Consider the following 20521-nt stretch of genomic DNA (forward strand, 5'->3'; position numbering starts at 1 on the left):
AAATAACCCTAAATCTGGCAATATGCAAACCCTGGAATATCTGGATTACAGTCCCACTTTTGGCATAAAGATGCGGATTCTCCGCCCTGACTTCACTCATCGCAAGGATTTGGGGATTGAATATACCATTGCAGCCGGCGTAAAAGGGCCATTGGAGCACTACCACCCCACGCTGACCGAAACCTTTGAAGTTTTGTCAGGGCAGTTGGAGATCAAGGTGGACGGTAAGTGGCAGGGATTGGTTCCCGGCAGACAACTGGCGGTAAAACCCTTTCACAAACACACCTTTCGCAACAGCAGCAGTGAGGATGTCGTGATCATGACCTGGATCGAGCCGCACGGCGGGTTTGCCGATTTTTTCACCGATCTGTGGTATCTGGTTCGCACAGGGCAATACCGGTCTCAGTGGAGTCTGAAATTTATCGCCCAATACGCACTTTTGGAGAAAAAACACCAAAAAGACTTTTTGAGTGTGCAGCCATTTCGTTTTGCGTTGCGCTTCTACGCGGCGGTGGTGAGCCTGTTTGGCTTCCGTCTGCCCAAATTTCCCACCCCCGAAGAAGTGGAAAAAGCACAGCGAGCAGGGTAGGGAATTCCGGTGGCTTCGAGAGCCTCAGCCACCGGAGATGTATGGCCTCAGCCACCGGATAGAGGAAACCACCGGAATGTACTGTTTAAGTCGAGGTGAGAGGATTCGAACCTCCGGCCTCTTCGTCCCGAACGAAGCGCGCTACCGGGCTGCGCTACACCTCGATTGTTATGTCTGCGAAGCGCGCTACTCTGCCTAAGCAGACGCTACACCTCGATTGTTATGTCTGCGAAGCGCGCTACTCTGCCTAAGCAGACGCTACACCTCGATTTGCTCTTCAAATAAAAGTATTCTACTGAAAATTTCAAAAGAGGTTTCGAGCTTTGAATGCCAGAATGACAATTTCATAAAAAGTTACGCTCCCATGTGTCCCGTAGATGTGATACTTTAAAGATCGGCCCCTCCATCCCGAACGAAACGCGTTTTGAGCCTAAACACTCAAAAGGGATAAATACCTCAGAAAAGGATATATCTTTCCAGATTTTTGTTTACCAGTTTCTCTAAATTGCCTATATTGCATACGGTGGAAAGTTACAGCGAGGGAAACATTTCGGGTGTAGTTATTATTGGCAGTGACTTGGTTGCATGCAGGGAGAAGGGGGTAGCTTATGGAGCAGCTACTGGCAGTGAAGGAGCGGGTGATACGGTTGTTGGAAGGGAAGTAGGGGGAGGGGATGATATAATGAAAGGATGTATTTACGAATGGTTGATATAACGAAAGGTTGTATTTCAAATTAAGTACATGAAGGAGTAACAATACAATATGAAAACCTACACAAAGATTACCCAGGATCGGGTAAGGGCAATTCTCAAGGACTTTCTTACGGGTTTGAAGAATTAAAGTCGGAATAAAATGTCAAAAAAAAGAATTCCATTAGAAATATTAAAAATTGTGGAGCCACTAGTTAAGCCGCACAAAGACCAATTGGATTTTTTCACATCCGAGGAATGGATTTACGAAATATATGATAAGGATGAACCAAGGCACCTGTATTTTAAAATTCAATATGGTAATAACGATAGTTTTGTTATAGAAAGTTCTCCTAGGCCGTTTTCTTCCAAACCTGTCAAATATTCAGTTAAAAATGGGGAAATTGGAAGCAAGCTAGAAAATTGGCTTGGAATATTTAAAGGATACCAAAAGATAGAAAGTGTTTTTGATGATGAGATATTAATGGGGTATTATGAGGAGCTAATTAATGTAAATAATTTTAATGAAAATGACCCAAGGGGAAATGAATTATTTACACTTGAAGAACAACTACGTTATGATGGAGCTCTTGATCAATTAGCTGAATTTATTAATAATGAGAAGGTAGAACAAAATAAGGAAGAAGCAGATAAAATTATTGAGGAAGTAAATAATTTAAAGCTCATCCTGCCCAAAAGAAAAATAAGAGATTTTAAGAAAGGCATAATTAAAATTTATGCAATGATGCGAAAATTCAGCACATCTACAGTGAAAGATTTTATCTCAACTGGAAAAACAGAGGCTTACAAAATGATTGCTAAGGAAGGTATTACTTTTGGAGTTGAGTTTTTTAGTGGATTTCTCAACTAATATAATAATTATACTTCCCATAGAAGATCTGGAATATGAATAAAACAGCTATTACTCCTTTGATTACTGATATAAAAAAACTCCCTATTGGACCGTATTTGGCGACATCAGGCTTTGAAAGGCTAATTGTAAAAAATGGAATGGGGCCCATGTGGAACCTCTTTTATGACACTGTGAAAAAAGACCACCGGGTATTTATTTTAGGCTATGATTTTAAACCAGGTGTTTGTAAGAATACCCTTATTCTCATAATTAACGAACTTTTTGATTCTGATAAAGAAATATTAAATAAAATTTTATTTCATGTTTTCCATGGCTACATAGAATGGAATTATAATGAAATTGATTTGAGTGACCTTTTTGAAGATTTAGTTCTAATTGATTTCCCAGATAAGTGGTTAAAAGAGCTAAAGATTAAATATTTAAACAAAAATCAAATTATTTTAAAGAATATAGAATTGAATGGGGAAGATGAAGGTAGGGTTAACGAGGATCTGAAATTAACCGAAACAGAGATTTTTGCGGCGAATAAATCAGTATGGAGGAAATTGATTGAAAAGGCTAAACTGAAAGATGCAATGAAAGAGATAATTGAGTATGCTGAATCAGTAAAAGATGTGAAACTCAGAGATGAATTGATATTGCAATCAGCTATGTTAACTCACATCGAGAATAAGTCTAGAGAAGGAACAATTGATCTTGAAACTGAAAGTATGGAATTAAGAAAAATTAATAAAGCTATTTTAGAAGTAATTAATAACCTAGAATAATGGCTCTAACAAATCTCAGTTCATCTGATTCCGAAACACAAATCATAGAAACCCAAATATCTCTTGAAAAGAAATTTGATTCTCTTCAAAAAAGCGAAGCAACAACGAAGTGGACCTCCGTGGTATTATTCATAGGAGTAGTGATAATCTGGCTGGTTTCATGGCAGTTGTTAATGGGAAATGAGTCCTTGGAATCTTGGAATGACAGAGCAGCTTTCGGAGATATGTTTGGCGCCGTGAATGCACTCTTTTCTGGCCTGGCACTTGGGGGCATTGTGGTTGCCATCTTCATGCAACGAATTGAAATCAGGTATCAGCGGATAGAACTCGAATATCAGCGTCTTGAACTGATGCAGACAAGGATTGAGCTCAAGAGATCTGCTGAAGCTCAGGAAAAGTCAGAGCAGGCGCTTAGTGAGCAGGTTAGGCAGATGAAGATGACCGCAAAGATTAATGCGATTATGATTCAGATGAATTATTATTCAGCAATAGTATCAAACCCAGCCTTTGGTAATCTTATTGATCGAATCAAGGTTGGTTCCGTTTCTACTCTCCACATGAATGCTCTTACGAGATTCGAAGAGCTTGATACTGACCTAAAAGCAATAATTTCCGAAATAGAAAAAGGAGAAGATTTTGGAAAACTGGATAAAATCCAATAAAACTTCTTAAGAGACCGCGACTCTCTCCAACTGTCTCTTTATAAACGTAAATAGTTGAAAGCCAATCAGAAATGAGCCAAAAAATAGAATCCTGCCACCTCATCCTCATCTCCAAACCATCAACCCCAACGCCTCAGGTAGACCTCTCACAAAAAAGCTTGTAGAAGCGTGGAATCGTTTGGATATTAAAATTTTTGATCATTTGATTATTATGCATGAGATCAGTCATCAAAGAAAATTTAGGAAAATCTATTTGTAACCTTATTATCCTCATTACTCGAAATTGCAAAAAATGAATCGAAAACAATTTATACAATCTCACGGAGCCACTTGTGAAAATTGGACGTGGAGTTGGTCGTTTATCAATGAAAAGGAAAAGTTTATAATATTTGGCGCTTGGGTCGAAAATACGGTAAGTAATGATGATGTCATAGTGATTTTTTCTGAGGAATGGGCTCGAGATAGGTCTAAGAAACCCGCAGGATTTAATCAATCAAGGGAGCATATTCGGCTTATAGAAGATGAAGCATTTAAATTGAAAACTTTCTCAATATTTCAAGAAAGAGGGAAAGATAAAAATGGTAAAGAACGCCTGGCTATTAAAAAATTTGACCCAATACTTGAAGATAGAACATTGCTAAAGATTGGGACGGAATGGTTCGCTCGTAGAAATGCTATACCAAACCAAACCTTTGATGAAGAAATCACAATCGGAAATTTTTTAGAAGGTTCAGTTAAAAGGATTTCAGTTAATGCTTATGAAAGAAATGAGCGTGCAAGGGAAATTTGCCTAAAGCATCACGGTTATAAATGCGCAGTCTGTTCCTTTAATTTTGAAGAAACTTATGGACCAATCGGCAGCAAATTCATTCATGTTCACCATATTAGACCAATATCAGAACTAAAAGAAGAATATGTAATAGATCCAATTAAAGATTTAGTTCCAGTATGTCCCAATTGCCATGCAATCATACACCGCACAAAACCTGTTTTAACGATTGATCAATTAAAATCAATCATTCATGAAAATAAACAATAATTTGAAGGCTGGTAGGCCTTATGTTATCTCCCCATCCCAAAACCCCAGCGCTTCAGCCTTTATCCCACCCCCCCCAACAAAAATAGCTTGTAGAACCTCCGAATCTTTTGGACTTTTGAGCCAAAGATTATGATTTCATGGGGAAACATGAATTTACGCCGAAGCTGTTTACTTTACTGAAGGAAGGGGTGGCTAAAAAGCAGCTGCTAAAAGATCTTGTGGCGGGTATTATCGTAGGCATCGTGGCCTTACCGCTGACTCTTGCGTTTGCGATCGCTTCTGGGGTTTCTCCTGAGAAGGGGCTGATCACAGCGATTGTTGCTGGTTTGACGATTTCTGTGCTGGGGGGGAGCCGGGTGCAAATCGGTGGGCCCACCGGGGCTTTTATCGTAATTGTTTATGGCATTGTTCAAACGCATGGTGTCAATGGGCTTACCATTGCCACGTTTATGGCGGGTTTTCTGATTATCGGCCTGGGCCTCGCCCGGCTTGGCAATTACCTGAAATTTATCCCCTATCCTTTGATTGTGGGGTTTACGAGTGGAATCGCCATCATTATTTTTTCCTCCCAAATGAAAGACTTTTTCGGTCTGGAAATGGGCGCCGTTCCTGCCGACTTTATTGAAAAATGGTCTACCTATTGGCATCATTTTCAATCTGTAAATGGGGTAGCCGTCATCATCGCAATGGCGACTGTAATGATTTCTTTAACTTTTGGCAGGGTGTCTTCAAAAATACCGGGTTCAATTGTAGCCATTATCCTCAGTACGGTTGTGGTTTATTTTTTTGACCTCCCTGTAGAAACCATTGAAAGCAAATTTGGCGAAATCCCCAATCGTATAAGCCTGCCAACATTTCCTTCCATAGATTTTGCGACCATCCAGCAATTAATACAACCAGCCATTGCCATTGCTTTGCTGGGAAGTATAGAATCGTTGCTCTCGGCCGTGGTTTCTGACGGTATGATCGGCGGCAGACATCGTTCGAATATGGAACTGGTAGCACAGGGAACTGCAAATATATTCTCAGGACTTTTTGGTGGTATTCCCGCCACTGGTGCCATAGCCCGGACTGTGACCAACATCAAAAACGGTGGAAGAACCCCCATCGCAGGGGTTGTCCATGCCATTGTTTTACTTCTGATTATGTTGCTTTTGGCTCCGGTCGCCAAATTAATTCCTCTGTCGTGTTTAGCAGGTATTTTAGTTGTCGTGGCCTGGCATATGGGCGAATGGCACCATTTTAAGGCGTTGCTGAAAAGCAATAGAATGGATGTATTTGTGCTGCTTACTACCTTTTTCTTAACGGTCTTCTTCGACTTAATCGTAGCCATTGAGGTAGGGATGATTTTATCCAGCTTTATATTTATGAAACGAATGAGCGAAGCCACCTCGGTACAGAATGCCATGAACCTTTTCAGCACGAATGAAGAGAATGGAGAACAACTTTTTGAAGAAGAATTGCCCGAAATTCCCAAAGGCGTACTCATCTATGAAATAAATGGCCCGTTATTTTTCGGGGCATCTCAAAAATTTCAGGAGGTAATTACAGACCTGAACCAACAGCCAAAAATTTTGATATTGAGAGTCAGGCATGTACCTTTTATTGATGCAACTGGTGCAAACAGACTTAGAGAGATTTATAAGAGTCTGTTATCGTATGGTACAAAAATTATCATTTCAGGAGCCAATCACGATGTGAAAAAAGAACTGCTGAATATGGGCCTCTATACCGACCTGGGAAAAACTAATATTTGCGACAATATTAATGAAGCGCTTCAGCGAGCGAAAGAAATAATTGAGGATAAGAAATAAAAACTAATTGCTGATTTATAACAAACCAGTTATAAAAATCTGTACCTTCCCCAAAGCATTCTGAGCAAAAGTTATCTGCGACGTGGAGTACGGAAAAAAAATATTAACCTACAGGAATTACATCGTTTTTGAGAAGTTTGCTACGCCTTATTTCCGGCGGGCACCGAAAGAATTTTTTGAAAACGAGGCCTGTTTTATTTTTATCAATGAAGGCCGGTTTTCTGTAAGGGCACAAACGGCTTACCACAATCTGGACAGGGAGAGTGCGATCCTCGCCAAATGCCAGAATTTCTTCTTCGAAACGGATGAAACCCAACGAAACAGCAGCGAAGGCATCGAAGTAACCGGCGTGCTGCTCTATCCGCAACTGGTGGAAGAACTGTTTCAGTTTGAGCTTTCGGCGTACTCGTATACGGTGGACTATACGCTCAAACAGGTTCAGGTCGATGCCCTGCTTGCCAATTTCAGAGAGAGCATCAATATCCTGCTCGACCACCCCGAACTTGCGGACGAGGCCATGATCAAAACCAAACTCAAGGAATTTGTTCTTCTGATCAGCAAATCACAGGACGCACCCTCTCACCTGGATTTTCTGTCGGCTATGTTTAAGCCCGCTCATATCGATTTTAAGGCGACAATAGCACAAAATATTTACTCCAGTCTGTCGCTCGACGAACTTGCGGCCCTCTGTCATATGAGCGCATCTTCATTTAAGCGACGGTTTAAAGAAGTATTTGGCGAAAGCCCGGCAAAGTTCATCTCACAACAAAAAACCCGGAGGGCGGCGGAGCTGCTTTCAACCCCCGACCTTCGGGTCTCGGAAATCGCTTACGCCAGTGGTTTTGAAACCATCGCATCCTTCAACCGCAATTTTAAGGCGCAGTTTGGCGTGTCGCCTACTGAATACCGTCTGACCCAAATTGCGAAGGGTTTGACCTGATCTGCAAATTCCTTTATAGGTGCGGTTGTTATCTTTGCCTATATCAGACAAAGAAATCACTGACTATGAATTTTAAAGAAAAGTATGGAACCTGGGCACTCATCACCGGTGCCACTTCCGGAATAGGCGAAGAACTCGCCCACCAGATTGCCGCGAAGGGATTAAACATCCTCCTCGTTGCCAGAAAGGAAAAAGAATTGCAGGAAAAAGCAGACGCTCTGCGCAGCAAGTACAAGGTTGAAACTGCTTATATTTCTGCTGATCTCGCATCGCCCGGGGGCGTAGAAGCCGTGGAAACAGGTGCTAAGGGGAAAGACGTAGGATTACTGGTGCTCGCTGCCGGTCTGGAAGTCAATGGGGCGTTTGAAAAAACCGATATCCGTAAAGAATTGCAGGTAGTGCAACTGAATGTCGTTTCGACCATGGCGCTTACCCACTGGTTTATTGAACCCATGGTAAAGAAGGGTAGGGGAGGCGTATTGTTGGTTGCGAGTTTGTCGGGCCACATGCCCAATCCCTACTTCGCCAATTATGCCGGTTCTAAGGCATATATGTTGAATTTTGGCGCATCCCTTTACGGAGAAATGAAACCCAAAGGTGTGGATGTTACGGTTTTATCTCCCGGTTTGACTCAAACCCCGATGTCAACGAATACGGGTGTTGACTGGACCAAAACGCCCATGTCCGCCATGTTGCCGGGAGAAGTAGCCCAAACCGGACTGGATGCGCTGGGAAAGCAGGTATTGGCCGTTCCGGGTATCAAAAACAAGTTGATGGCCGGGATGGCAAAACACAGCCCGCTGGGGATGTCAGCCAGAATGAGTGAGGGTATGATTCGCGAGGCGATCGCTCCGGAAAAACGCTAAAAACTTCAACAAAAAATCGCTGGAGGAACAGGTAGCATTATGGGCCGGGGAACCGTTGTGATCTGTGCCTGTATGGCCTTAAAGATGGTTGAAGCTTAGCGTGACAGAGGTAAATTACAATTAAAAATATCGCTATATTGTACAAAAACCTCAGGCGATGATCTCAGCAATACTTCTGGCGGCAGGAGCATCCCGTCGTATGGGAAAAGAAAATAAACTCCTTCTTCCCTTCAGGGACAAACCCCTTGTCGCACATATTGCCGATGAAATTATTGCATCACAACCGGGAGAGGTGGTGGTAGTTACAGGGCATGAATCTCTGAAAATATCAGATGTACTGTCAGGCAAACCCGTAAAAATTGTATTTAACCCCAACTACCTAAAGGGAATGACTACCTCTATCCAGGCAGGGGTCGCGGCTGCAAATGAACATTCGTCAGGCTATATGATCTGTCTTAGCGATCAGCCGCTGATATATGATACGGAGTACAAGATGATGACGGCCAATTTTTTAAAAGAGAAAATCAACGATATCGGGATCATTCAGGTGCCGGTTTTTGAAGAAAAAAGAGGAAATCCTGTAATTTTTTCGTCCATTTACCGGGAAGCAATTTTACAGCATCAGCACATGGAAGGTTGCAGGGAAATTATTCTCCAAAACCAGATCCATGTTCGCCAGTTTGCTGTTGGAAAGCCTCATATACTTAAAGATATTGACACTCCCGAAGATTATGAGCGGCTATGATTGATATATTTTCAGACATTCATCACTGGGTAAAACAAAACAAACCCTTTGCACTGGCGACAGTCATTCACACCTGGGGTTCAGCGCCAAGAATGCGCGGTTCGGCCCTGGCCATTTCCCAAAAACAAGAAATGACCGGCTCTATCTCCGGAGGTTGTGTCGAAAGCACTGTGGCACAAAAAGCCCTGGAGGTACTGGCAACCGGCATCCCGCAAAAACTCGAATTTGGCATTACCAATGAAAGTGCCTGGGCGGTAGGGCTTACCTGTGGCGGAGAACTTACCGTATTCGTCGAACCATTTCCCGCATTTTCCGGGGATAAATCAGAAGTTTCTGCCTGGAGCGCATTAAAGGAAGCTGTCGAAAATAATCTTGGCGGCACCCTGCTTACCTGTATTAGCGGTGAAGCCACTTCCCATACATTTGTTCATCCAGACGGACAGATTAGTGGAAAACCCATAACCGGCAATTTATCGCTAAAAGCCCTCGAGGCGTGGAAAAACCGGGAAAATCAGATACTAAATGAAGGGGCAACTGAATATTTTGCCCTGACCATTCCCCGCAAAAGCCAGTTGATCATCATCGGTGCTGCCCACATCACGGCAGACCTGGTACACCTTGCCAGCCAGTTTGGATTTGAGACAACGGTGATTGATCCCAGAGGTTTTTTTGCCGGCAATACACAGTTTGCCACACCGCCAGACCAGATGCTTACCCAGTGGCCGGCAGAGGCGTTGCAGGATTTTTCGCTTGATGCCTATACCTTTGCAGTCATACTGAGTCACGACCCCAAAATCGATGATCAGGCGCTGGAGCTATTGCTCCGTTCGGAAGTTGCCTATATCGGCGCTTTGGGCAGCAAACGCAACCACGAAAAACGCAAAAGCCGCTTGCTCGCCGCAGGTTTTACCGAAGAGCAGGTGAACCGCGTACATGGCCCTGTGGGATTGGATATTGGCGCAAAGCTTCCCAAAGAAATTGCATTAAGCATTCTGGCAGAGATCATTGCGGTAAAGAATGGGAAATAGTTTATATTTCTGGCACTAACCACAAATACTGCTATTATGCGCTATATAACCCTTTTACTGATATTCGTATGCCAGATTTCATTTGCCCAAAATGATACAGACTGGAAAAATCTCTTCAACGGAAAAAACCTCAAAGGCTGGGAAGTCTCCGGCGATATTGAGGCAACCGTAGAAAACGGCGAAATCGTAATGAAAGACCGATCCTCAAAAAAAGGAGGATGGTTGCTGACCGAAGCCAGCTATGACAATTTTGAAGCTGAAGCTGAGTTTTTTCTTCCTCCGCCCAACAACAGCGGTTTTTTTATCCGCTACAACAGCCCCCAGGGAGGGCACCCGGCTGTTTCCGGATACGAAATCAACCTCGACAATCAACCCAACCAAATGGCACCCACAGGCACGATTTACGGCATTGCCCGGGCGATTTGGAATACAAAAATCGACCCGGCAGGATGGAACAAACTCCGCGTAAAAGCCGAAGGCGATTATATCCAGGTATGGATCAACGATATGCAGGTAAGTCAAACCCATGAGCGCCGCAGTTTCAGCGGGAAAATTGGTTTACAGTGCCAGGGGGGGGAACGCGAACATGTCGTACGCTGGAAAAATATCCGCGTGCGCACCTTACCCGCGACTACTTATATGGGCCCACAGATCGAAGACTACCTTCGCCGTACGGTCAGGAGCAGTCCGGAATCCATGTTTGACGGACATTCCCTCAAAGGCTGGAAAGTAGTCGGTGACGCCCGATGGCTTGTGGTGGATGGGGCAATTATCGGTGATACCGGCCCGACTGCACAAGGGTGGCTGGCTACAGAAAAAGCGTATGGAAATTTTTATATGAAGTACAAGTTTAAGCTGGACGACGGCCACAACAGCGGAGTATTTATTCGGTGGGATACTACGGCATCGGAGATTACACTTCAAAACAGTCTGGAGATCAATATCTATGATCCGGGAGGGTTCATGTGGGGATTTCCTACGGGTTCAATCGTAACACACAGCCGATCATTTCCGGGGATTACCGACAGCGACGACTGGAATCTGATGGAAATATTTGCCTTTGGCGACCATATTTGTCTGTATGTAAATGGCGAAAAAACCACGGAGTTTCATGTTCCGGCAGCCTTCAACCGTCCGGGATTTATTGCGCTTCAGGCAGGACGTCAGGCAGCCAGTCCGGATCAGGGCCCTTCGCAGGTACGGTTTAAAGATCTTATGATCAAGGATATGACGGGTATTCCGTTTTTGGGATATTGAGGGGGACTAAGTAATGGATGAAGTGAAAATTTCATCCAGGTTATCCAATCCCAGCACACGTACGCCTCCCTCAAGTGAAAAAGGGAGATTGACGGGACTGATGATAAAGTGTTTGGATGTTTTCAAGTCGTCTCGGGTGATAAAAAATCCCTTACTGAGTTTTGGGGTAGAGGAATATTTTATTTCAATCAGAATCTCAGGTTGATCACCTCGGGTAATAACTATATCTGCTTCCGCCCCACTATGTGTCCGGTAATAATACATACCAGCCCAATCAGGAATTATTCCGGCAATTTGCTCGACAATATAAGACTCCCAGGAAGCCCCTAACATCGGGTGCCCGCTTAAATCAAAAAAATTATTAATCCCCAGCAATTGATGGAGTAAACCCGTATCGCGGATGTAAATTTTAGGAGATTTAACCAAACGTTTTTTGAGATTGGTAAAATATGGGGGTAACCTGCGGATAAGATACGCTGATTCGAAAAAATCCAGATACCGTTTTACCGATGTGGCATGTATGCCTAAAGACGACGCCATCTTCTCCATATTCAATATACCCCCGGAAGCATGAGCACAAATGCGCCACAGGCGATAACTTAGCTCCGGACTGGCAGGAAGGCCCAGTTGAGGCAGATCACGCTCCAGATAGGTCTGGATAAATTGTTGCCGCCAAATTCTGGAAAGATCATCAGAAGGCGCAAGAAAAGATTCTGGAAAACCACCTCTCAACCAGTGCCGGTTTATATCTTTGTAGCTGGCAAGTTCTTTCCATAAAAAAGGGGTCAGTTCATAGAAAGCTATTCTGCCAGCAAGGGTTTCAGAACTGTCCCGGATTAGCTCAGGAGACGCAGACCCCAACAGAATAAATCGCCCTGGTTTCCGGTCTCTGTCGATAATTCCTCTTAATACAGGAAAAAGGTGGGGGGCCTTTTGTACTTCATCCAATATAACTGTATAATCTGCATAAGGATCAAGGAATAAAGAAGGTTGATCCAGCTTGACAAGATCAGCAGGATTTTCAAGGTCAAGGTAAATAGATGGTTTAGAAATAAATGCCTGTAGTTTCTGAGCAAGAGAAGTTTTTCCTACCTGACGGGGCCCTACGAGAGCTATTGCCGGGAAAAATTTTCCCCAGGCTAAAATTGTATCTGCAGCAATACGTGGAATATAATCATTCATTACCTTGAAAATCTTGCAAAAGATACAGAATTTTCAAGGTAAATACAAAATTATGCATATGAAACCAACCGCTTTCTTCCAGATATTTTTTTTTATTTTCTGTTTTTTCGGGATTGTTTCTCAGCCTGAATCAGTTTCTGCCCAGGCAACAAAACCCCGTATCCTCATTACCACTGATATCGGCGGTGATCCGGACGATACGCAGTCGCTGATCCGTTACCTGCTTTATGCCAATGAATTTGAGACCGAAGGAATCATCGCCTCCGCATCAGGCACAATTGGGGAACTTGACAGCGCCATCGTTCAGCCCCAGCTGATTATGAATCTTATCGATGCTTATGGAAAAGTATATGAGAACCTTCGTCTTCACGATCCCTCCTATCCTTTGCCAGCTTCTCTTTCCACTGTCGTGAAGGCTGGAAATCCACACAGGGGCTGGGAAAATGTAGGGGAAGGGCATGATACAGATGGCTCCGAATGGATCATACAGGCCGTTGACCGGAAAGACCAACGTCCGTTGAATATCTGCATCTGGGGCGGGCAAACCGACGTGGCACAGGCGCTCTGGAAAGTGAAAAATACCCGTTCTGCGAATGCTTATAAAAAATTTGCCGCCAAAATCCGCATCTATGACATCAACGATCAGGACCATATCTTTTCGCTGATGCGTGAGCAATTTCCCGAACTCTTTTATATACTCAGCAAAGCACAGCCCGGAGAAGACAAACGCGAAGGCGGTTACCGGGGCATTTATCTCGGCGGAGACGAATCTTATACTTCCAGAGAATGGATTTACGAACATGTCATCACAGACCATGGAGAACTCGGCGCACTTTATCCCGACAAAACCTGGACAGCACCCAATCCTCATGGAACGATGAAAGAAGGCGATACCCCTTCCTGGTTTTATTTTCTGGACAACGGACTCAACGACCCGGCCCACCCGGAATACGGCGGTTGGGGAGGTCGGTTTGAGAAAAATGCTGAGGGCTATTATGAATGCACAAAAGACTCTGTAGAATCGGCACCTTCTGCGCGCACAGCCGTATGGCGCTGGCGACCTGATTTTCAAAAAGACTTTGCGGCTCGTATGGATCGATGTATTTATCCATTTGCCGAAACCAATCATAATCCGGAGGTAATCGTAAATGGTGTCTCAGGAAATGCCCCCATAATCATTCGTGCCGGCAAAAAAGAAACGATTCTGATCGAGGCATCAGAATCGTTTGATATAGATAAAAACAGCCTTTCGTTTGACTGGTATTTTTATCATGATTGTAGTCGCGGTTATGAAACAGCCATACTCCGTGCCAGGGGGAATATTGCCGAGGTTTCCTTACCGTCTTCTGGTACAGACTACGAAATTCACCTGATTGTGAAAGTAACGGACAATGGTTCTCCGGCGCTTTCTGCTTACCGGAGAATCATTATTCGACCATAAACTACCGCACCAGTTTGAAATTCTGTTTGGCGGCGATATTGCGTGAGTCGGGGCCGACCATGGCTTCAAAATCACCTTCTTCAGCTGCCCAAAGGCCTTCTCTGGTATAGAAAGCCAGATCGTCGGAGGTGAGTTCCAGCGTAACTACGCGGCTTTCACCCGGTTTGAGGGTGATTTGCTGAAATTTTTTCAGCTCGGCCACCGGACGTGTGCGGCTGCCTACCAGGTCGCGGATGTATAGCTGGGCGGTTTCCGTTCCCGTTACTTTTCCTGTATTGGTGAGGGTAAAGGACACTTTCAGCGGCTCATTCATTTTCATCGTTTCACTGCTCAGTTTCATACCACTATAAGAAAATGAGGTATAACTAAGTCCGAATCCGAACGGGAAAAGCGCATCATTTTTTTCATCGGAATAGTGAGACCAGAATACGTTGCCCGTAGCTGTTGGCCGGCCGGTATTTTTGTGGTTGTAATACAGCGGTACCTGCCCCAAAGAGCGGGGGAAGGACACAGGAAGTTTGCCCGAAGGATTGTAGTCGCCAAACAGCACATCGGCCAGCGCATTTCCCGCCTGAGAGCCAAGGAACCAGCCTTCGACGAGGCCTTGTACCTGCGGTTCAACTTCTGTGAGATCCAGCGGGCGGCCATTCATCAGAACCAGAACAACGTTAGGATTGACGGCTCTTACAGCGGCAAGCAGTTCGGTCTGGAGCCCGGGGATATCTATTTCTGTGCGGCTGCGGGCTTCGCCAGACTGCCAGCAGTCTTCGCCCAGGGCCATCACTACCACATCTGCGCCTTTGGCGATACGTACGGCTTCACCGAATCCCGTTGTATCAGTTTCATTCACATTGACTTCCGTGAGGAAGCTCCGGGTGCCTGTGGATAATTTCACGCCCTGCGCGTAGCGTACTTTCACCTTTTTCCCTACTGCGGCCTGAATACCCTCAAGCAGAGAAACCGCAGAGTTTTCAACAGAATTGGCGCGCCAGCTTCCGATCGGAATATCCTTATCTGCGGCCAATGGACCAATGACAGCAATCGTCCCTGCATCTTTTTTCAGAGGCAGAAGGTTACCCTCGTTTTTCAGCAGTACGACCGAACGGCGGGCTACATCGCGGCTGGTTTCCTGGTTGGCTTTGGAGAAAAGTTCGTTTTGCTCCCGAACCGGGTCGCAATAGCGATAAGGATCATCAAAAAGGCCCAGCATAAATTTTACACGAAGAATTCTTCTCACCGCATCGTCGACCAGAGAAATATCGACAGCACCTTCTTTCACCAGCGTAACGAGATTTGGCACATAACAATAGCCTTCCATATCCATATCGCAGCCCGCGATGACAGCCTGTCGGGCAGCTTCTTTTTCATCTTCGGCGACACCATGAGTGATCAATTCTGCTACTGAAGCCCAGTCGGAGACGACAAACCCCTGGAAGTTCCATTCACCTTTGAGGATTTTCCGTTGGAGGAAAGTACTGGCGGTAGCGGGAATTCCGTTGATTTCGTTGAATGAATTCATGAAGGTAGCCACCCCCGCATCAGAAGCAGCCTTAAAGGGCGGAAACACCGCATCATACAGCGAAGCGTCTCCCACGGAGACCGTATTGTATTCGCGGCCCCCTTCGATAAAACCATAGGCAGCAAAGTGTTTGGCACAAGCAGCAATGGTATTGGGCGCGCTCAGGTCATTTCCCTGAAAACCACGAACTCTGGCAGCAGCGATCAGAGAACCGAGATAAGGATCTTCACCTGCACTTTCCATCATACGCCCCCAGCGGGCATCGTGGGAAATATCTACCATAGGCGCAAAAGTCCAATGCAGTCCGGCAGCAGAAGCTTCAGAAGCCGCTACGCGGGAAGATTTTTCGATAGCGTTCATATCCCAGCTGGCAGATTCACCGAGCGGAATCGGAAAAATGGTGCGGAATCCATGAACCACATCATAACCAAATATAAGTGGAATGCCGAGGCGGCTGTCCTCTACGGCCAGACGCTGCGCTTCCCGGGTAGCTTTGGTAGAAAGAACGTTGAGCATAGAGCCCACCTGGCCGGTGCGGATTTGTATATATTTGAGCGAATCGCGGCTGCCTTTGGGCATAGGGCCAGTAACATCCCAACTACTGGTGTATTGATTCATTTGTCCGACTTTCTCTTCTAAAGTCATCAAAGCGAGGACAGAATCCACGCGTTTGTCGAGAGAAGACTGGGCGGAAACATGTTGCCATTTAGCCGCAAATCCACAAAGGAAAAGTATGGCAAAAATCATCCTGAGTTTATTGCTCCGGAGCGGAAGTGATGAGTTGATGGTACGTTGCATTTTTCGTTTTGTGAGTGTACGGTAAAGGTACAAGGATCACAGAGGTTGTGCAAGGTGAATATTTTTTATGAAAAATCCCCTTCGTGCAGATTGATCAACCGATTGAGGGGTATCGTAGGGGCAGAAAATTTGCTGATCCTACTGTCGTCGTATTCAAACCAGATATGTACCAGGAATACCAAATTGAAAATGCCCTCAGGTACAAGGAATTCCAAATGACAAAGTAGGGTAATCCTATTCCTTTGTAATCCTAAGGTCGGCGATTGTTCGCGCTACTTTCTGTTTCCAGTCAAAAGCTCTGGCGCTCAGTAGGAAGTCTGAAGTACTTCACAGGCCCGTATACGCAGGAAGAATCTGTCTGTATGCCCGCATATACAGGGGGCAAGCCCGCATAAGTAGGGAGTAAGCCCGTATAAGTAGGGGGCAAACACACAGGTTTGCCCTTACACAGGGTTATGAGCGAGGACACGAAAGTCAAAAGAAGCTGGCAGATGCCTGGCGGGTTGATGAGTCCACGGTGTACTGCTGGGAGCAGGGACGTGAAATTCGATCCCGACGGATCAGGAAAACCCTGGCCACTTTCCTGATTTCTTTGGAGGAGATATCTGGGTAAAATGCAGAAAGAATATCTGAATCCCGAATGGTTTGACAATCAACAGCTCAATGAAAAATTGCAACAGTGGTGGGTGAATACCATTCCATCCGCCCCCACAGCTCCATCGGCCACAAAATGCCCGATGGGATCGAACAACATTTAAAACAGCATTTCTGCTTTAGGCCTGTTGCAGCTTTGGGGAAGAGGACACAACCTCAGACAAAGAATCTGTCGTTTTTTGTGAGAAAAACCCTCTCGTTTTCCAAGTCCGAGTAGATGCATGAGTTACTTTTGAAAATGTTCGCTCATGGCTACAACTTATTACTCAAAAGTTGACACTACCCGTAAAAAAATACCAAGTTTAACAGTATCGCTTAAAATATCTGTTGTTATATATCTCACATGCGTATACTCTCCTTTATATTTTAGATAATCAATTACGTCATGGGAACCCTCACCTCCTTCTCGATAAACAAGCAAACAAGCCGTGTCGCTTACTAGTGTAAAGTGTAATTCCCTAATATATTCGTATATATCTTTCCCATTCTTGAATAGACGTGCATCTGAAAAACTTATTTTTCCTTCATCAGTACTATCTCCTATTGTAAAAAATTCATTGTTTATACTACTGATGCTATCCATAACAATCCTAGGGATATCAGATTTATTTACAGAGTACCTATATTCCTTTTTGTTTAAAAAATCCAACACTTCATTCATTTCACTTTCCGATTTTGTACCCGTACCCGTACCCGTACCCGTACCCGTACAGCTAAAAAGTAAAAGCGAACAGAATATGTAAATAGTTTCCATTTTTGCCATTATTTTATTATTAGAGGTCTGTCAACTCTTACATTATCAACAGGCACAATCACTTTTTTCGCTGTTTCCGAAGGTTGACTTTGACCGGGGACAATTGAGCCATTTGCCGGAGTAATTGAATTTACTCCTGTTGAGAGGTATGGAAAAGCGTCATGGTTAGTACGCTCCCCCTGTTGTTGGGGAGTTACCATAATATTAAGTGGTTGATTTTTGTTGGTTGCATTTATATATGGTATTTCTATTGTTGTGATAACTCTTTTTTCTTCAGGTGAATCATACGGAGTACCATCATCCTTTAAGTCATTTAGTAATGCATCAACTTCAACCTTAGTATCTGCATTTATGTACCTTTCCGCATGAGCCGCTTCGTGAAAAGGCCTTGTTGCAGGTGTTACTGCACCTGTTCCATCTGTGTTGCGTCTTGCTTCTAAAGGCTTCCAATTAATTTCTACATTTACTGCTTTTGTCCCTGTTGCATCTACGTCACCTAATGTTATAACCGGGCCGGAAGTAATTTGATTGATTGTAACAGTTTCTTTTGAATCTGATAAATTTTGGAATGTATTGTTAGCATCATTCTTCATTACTTCTGTTACAGCTTCATGCACCTGCTGAACAAAAATATTACTTGTAGTTGGCTTAATGCCTGGTTTGTAAGAATAGTATTTGCTTACTCCATTTTCAACATAATGAACTATTATTACCTTTCCGTCTGGATCTATGAAGAAAATTGGATTATTAGCTGCATATGAATATGGGCTTAATGCAGGATATTTGGAATTCTTTGCATCCGGTTTCGAAGTTCTTCCTAACCGTGTATCTAACCATCTATCACCCATGTCAACAGTGTTTCCAGAGCCGCTTACTTCGTCAACTTTTTCGTGTCCACCTGCACCAAAGCGATACTCCCCCAAATTCAAAGAACGCCCCGGCATAGGTGCACCGAAGGGGTCCGCTTAGGCGGATGCAAGCATACTAATCCGTCGCCGTAATCACCTCCGCCGCATACGAGGCGATGTAAAACGGATACCCCCCGCCACCGTCTAAGTTAACACTTTTTTTGTCGGAAACCGTAGCCAAAATGTTGCCGAGGCCTGTGCTGAGCCGGGTCGAAGCATGATTAGAAAGCTCATAATATTTCAAACTCAGCCGCCGCGTGTGGGTTGTCGCCGGTCCGGTCGGGGGAACAGGCTTGTCCAGCGTCGTGAAGGTATAGTCGAAGGTCTCCGAGTCGGGGTCGTCTTCGGTTTTCCACAACTCCATGCGGCGGGCGGGTTTGTGCAGGCCGAGGCGGGGTTGTTTCGGTTTTCGCGCTATGACAAAGTTACCTGATCTCTACCAATTATTACGGAAATTAATGAGAAGGAAATTCCTTCAAATTATAGTATTTTCTGAGTTTGTTTAATAAAATGTAGGCATCTGAAGACTCTTCAATTTTAAAACAAACAATTATATTACCGAATAAATCCCATTCAGTTTCTTTAACCTTCACTGAATATTCATAAATGGATTCTTTCTTCATTTGACCATTCTCATACCACTCCCATGATATTCCATGTAGCGAATTATTAAAATAGTGTTCTTCACTTTTTCGTGTTTTAGAGGGGTACCATGTCCTGCAATATCCATTTTTCATTCCTCCAACAATCATCACTTCTTCTAAACATCCATCATTTCTTATTTCGTAAGCAATTCCAGAGAAAGAAAATCCATTAAGGGTTTCAAGATTATTTTCATAATCGTACTCCAATAAATTATAATTTATGTATTCCATAACTTCATTATTAAATTAATTCCCTCTAATTACACTTACCCCCCTTGTCAGTTCTTGGCAATCCAAACATCGAGGCGGGATATATTCTCCTTGTCGAGGATTTCTTAGCGCTCTGTTATGCAGTAAGAATTCACCTAATTCTTTTTCGGATACACCACCATACTTCTCTTGTCTTGACCATAAAGCTTTGTTTAATGCATTTATTTCTGAATGTGAGCCGGGTAGTTCATTCACATAATGAGGTCGATTTCCCAATCCAGATGTTCGATTTATTAACCCATTATACCTTAACTCAAGAATTGGATGTAACTTCTGAGGAACCCCTGTATTTTGGCCATAAAATATTTCACCCGTCATAGCATCAAGTACTCCTGTTATCACGGGACCTTTTTGTTTATTTGTTGCTGTTGAATTAATGATTTCTGTCGACTTAGCAGTGACTGCCCTAATGAGTCTCCGTCCTTGTTCCGGATAAATATATTTCCCACTTTGCACTTTCAGCGGGGACGCCGTTGCTGGAATGCTCATCAAGAATCGCCAATCACCCGGATCTTCTCGTGTTGAAAGATTTATCCCTTTAGTTTCTGAAAATGCAAGCCCGCCTGCTTGCTCTAAAAATGGAAGAAGACCTAAGCTAAAAAAAGAAACCCCAGTTGTTACATTATTTTCAAGTGTCGGTTCGACTCCTAAGGATTCATTGACTAGTTTTCCATAATTATTTTCGACTATTATAAAGTTGGCGATCGCTTTTTCTATAAAGTTCAAACCCTCAAAGGGATCTTTTTTCTCGGCCCCTTCCAACTCTATAAATCGAACTACTTGATTCTCCGAAAACGCATACGGCGAGTTCCACGGATACTCCGGACTCAACGGATCCACACTCAAAAACCGCCCCAGCCGCGTTTCTTCGACGCGGTACTTGTAGGAAACGTCGTTGCCTGTGCCGTAGATTTCGTTATCCCCCTCCTGCCCCTGAAACCCAAACCGATAATCCCCCAGATTCAAAGAACGCCCCGGCATCGCCGAGCCAAAGGGAAAGTAATCCTGCACACTCAGCATCTCGGCCTCATACCCGCGATGAAAAACGAAACCGGCCCGACGCCGTCTAAGGTAACACTT

The 20521-nt window shown here is 44.1% G+C and carries 19 protein-coding genes and 1 tRNA gene; 12 read left to right on the forward strand and 8 right to left on the reverse strand.

The features are described from left to right. Positions 1-22: 22 nt before the first annotated feature. Positions 23-589: a cupin domain-containing protein gene (locus tag R3D00_22675; protein MEZ4776001.1), complete on the forward strand. Its 567-nt coding sequence runs from the start codon at positions 23-25 to the stop codon at positions 587-589. 90 nt (positions 590-679) lie between these two features. Here the strand turns inward: R3D00_22675 and R3D00_22680 are convergent. Further along, positions 680-753 (reverse strand) — tRNA-Pro (locus R3D00_22680). Positions 754-1442: 689 nt separating this feature from the next. Here R3D00_22680 and R3D00_22685 point away from each other — a divergent pair. The 10 genes from R3D00_22685 to R3D00_22730 all read left to right on the forward strand — a co-directional run bounded on the left by R3D00_22685 (position 1443) and on the right by R3D00_22730 (position 11271). Further along, positions 1443-2150, forward strand: a complete 708-nt coding sequence (locus R3D00_22685; GenBank protein MEZ4776002.1) for a hypothetical protein — start codon at positions 1443-1445, stop codon at positions 2148-2150. Positions 2151-2185: 35 nt separating this feature from the next. Beyond that, positions 2186-2920 (forward strand): hypothetical protein, encoded by a 735-nt coding sequence (locus R3D00_22690; GenBank protein MEZ4776003.1) that lies wholly within the window; start codon positions 2186-2188, stop codon positions 2918-2920. After that, positions 2920-3582, forward strand: a complete 663-nt coding sequence (locus R3D00_22695; protein ID MEZ4776004.1) for a hypothetical protein — start codon at positions 2920-2922, stop codon at positions 3580-3582. Before R3D00_22690 ends, R3D00_22695 begins: the two co-directional genes overlap by 1 nt. Positions 3583-3874: 292 nt before the next feature. Further along, entirely contained in the window at positions 3875-4621 is a 747-nt protein-coding gene (locus R3D00_22700; protein ID MEZ4776005.1) for an HNH endonuclease, read from the forward strand. Positions 4622-4758: 137 nt separating this feature from the next. Then, on the forward strand, positions 4759-6435 hold the full coding sequence (gene sulP, locus R3D00_22705; protein MEZ4776006.1) for a sulfate permease: 1677 nt from the start codon (positions 4759-4761) through the stop codon (positions 6433-6435). Between the two features lie 82 nt (positions 6436-6517). Then, positions 6518-7375: an AraC family transcriptional regulator gene (locus R3D00_22710; GenBank protein MEZ4776007.1), complete on the forward strand. Its 858-nt coding sequence runs from the start codon at positions 6518-6520 to the stop codon at positions 7373-7375. A gap of 65 nt (positions 7376-7440) precedes the next feature. Then, the gene (locus R3D00_22715) at positions 7441-8241 is read left to right on the forward strand and encodes an SDR family NAD(P)-dependent oxidoreductase (protein ID MEZ4776008.1); all 801 of its coding nucleotides are present in this window, start codon (positions 7441-7443) and stop codon (positions 8239-8241) included. Between the two features lie 157 nt (positions 8242-8398). Then, complete coding sequence (locus R3D00_22720) at positions 8399-8986, forward strand: nucleotidyltransferase family protein (GenBank protein ID MEZ4776009.1); 588 nt, start codon at positions 8399-8401, stop codon at positions 8984-8986. Then, a complete protein-coding gene (locus tag R3D00_22725) occupies positions 8983-10014 on the forward strand; it encodes an XdhC family protein (protein ID MEZ4776010.1) in 1032 nt (343 codons plus the stop codon). Before R3D00_22720 ends, R3D00_22725 begins: the two co-directional genes overlap by 4 nt. 36 nt (positions 10015-10050) lie before the next feature. Then, positions 10051-11271 carry a DUF1080 domain-containing protein gene (locus R3D00_22730; protein ID MEZ4776011.1) on the forward strand — a complete coding sequence of 407 codons (1221 nt, stop codon included), beginning with the start codon at positions 10051-10053 and terminating at the stop codon, positions 11269-11271. A 6-nt stretch (positions 11272-11277) separates the two neighbouring features. Here the strand turns inward: R3D00_22730 and R3D00_22735 are convergent, their stop codons facing one another. After that, positions 11278-12453 (reverse strand): ATP-binding protein, encoded by a 1176-nt coding sequence (locus R3D00_22735; protein MEZ4776012.1) that lies wholly within the window; start codon positions 12451-12453, stop codon positions 11278-11280. Between the two features lie 58 nt (positions 12454-12511). Here R3D00_22735 and R3D00_22740 point away from each other — a divergent pair, with 58 nt between their 5' ends. Then, complete coding sequence (locus R3D00_22740; protein ID MEZ4776013.1) at positions 12512-13894, forward strand: DUF1593 domain-containing protein; 1383 nt, start codon at positions 12512-12514, stop codon at positions 13892-13894. A 1-nt stretch (position 13895) separates the two neighbouring features. Here the strand turns inward: R3D00_22740 and bglX are convergent, their stop codons facing one another. The 6 genes from bglX to R3D00_22770 form a co-directional block, all read right to left on the reverse strand. After that, positions 13896-16211, reverse strand: coding sequence for a beta-glucosidase BglX (gene bglX / locus R3D00_22745; GenBank protein ID MEZ4776014.1), 2316 nt, complete (start codon positions 16209-16211; stop codon positions 13896-13898). A gap of 916 nt (positions 16212-17127) precedes the next feature. Next, positions 17128-17619, reverse strand: coding sequence for a hypothetical protein (locus R3D00_22750; protein MEZ4776015.1), 492 nt, complete (start codon positions 17617-17619; stop codon positions 17128-17130). Positions 17620-17627: 8 nt separating this feature from the next. Then, positions 17628-18563, reverse strand: a complete 936-nt coding sequence (locus R3D00_22755) for a hypothetical protein (GenBank protein ID MEZ4776016.1) — start codon at positions 18561-18563, stop codon at positions 17628-17630. Between the two features lie 40 nt (positions 18564-18603). Further along, positions 18604-18891 (reverse strand): hypothetical protein, encoded by a 288-nt coding sequence (locus tag R3D00_22760; protein MEZ4776017.1) that lies wholly within the window; start codon positions 18889-18891, stop codon positions 18604-18606. Positions 18892-18982: 91 nt separating this feature from the next. Beyond that, positions 18983-19402 carry a hypothetical protein gene (locus R3D00_22765; GenBank protein ID MEZ4776018.1) on the reverse strand — a complete coding sequence of 140 codons (420 nt, stop codon included), beginning with the start codon at positions 19400-19402 and terminating at the stop codon, positions 18983-18985. Positions 19403-19417: 15 nt separating this feature from the next. Beyond that, positions 19418-20521: YwqJ-related putative deaminase (locus R3D00_22770; GenBank protein MEZ4776019.1), on the reverse strand; the 1104-nt coding region annotated here is incomplete at its 5' end.

It is taken from the genome of Bacteroidia bacterium (genome assembly GCA_041391665.1).
Taxonomy (GTDB): Bacteria; Bacteroidota; Bacteroidia; order J057; family J057; genus JAGQVA01.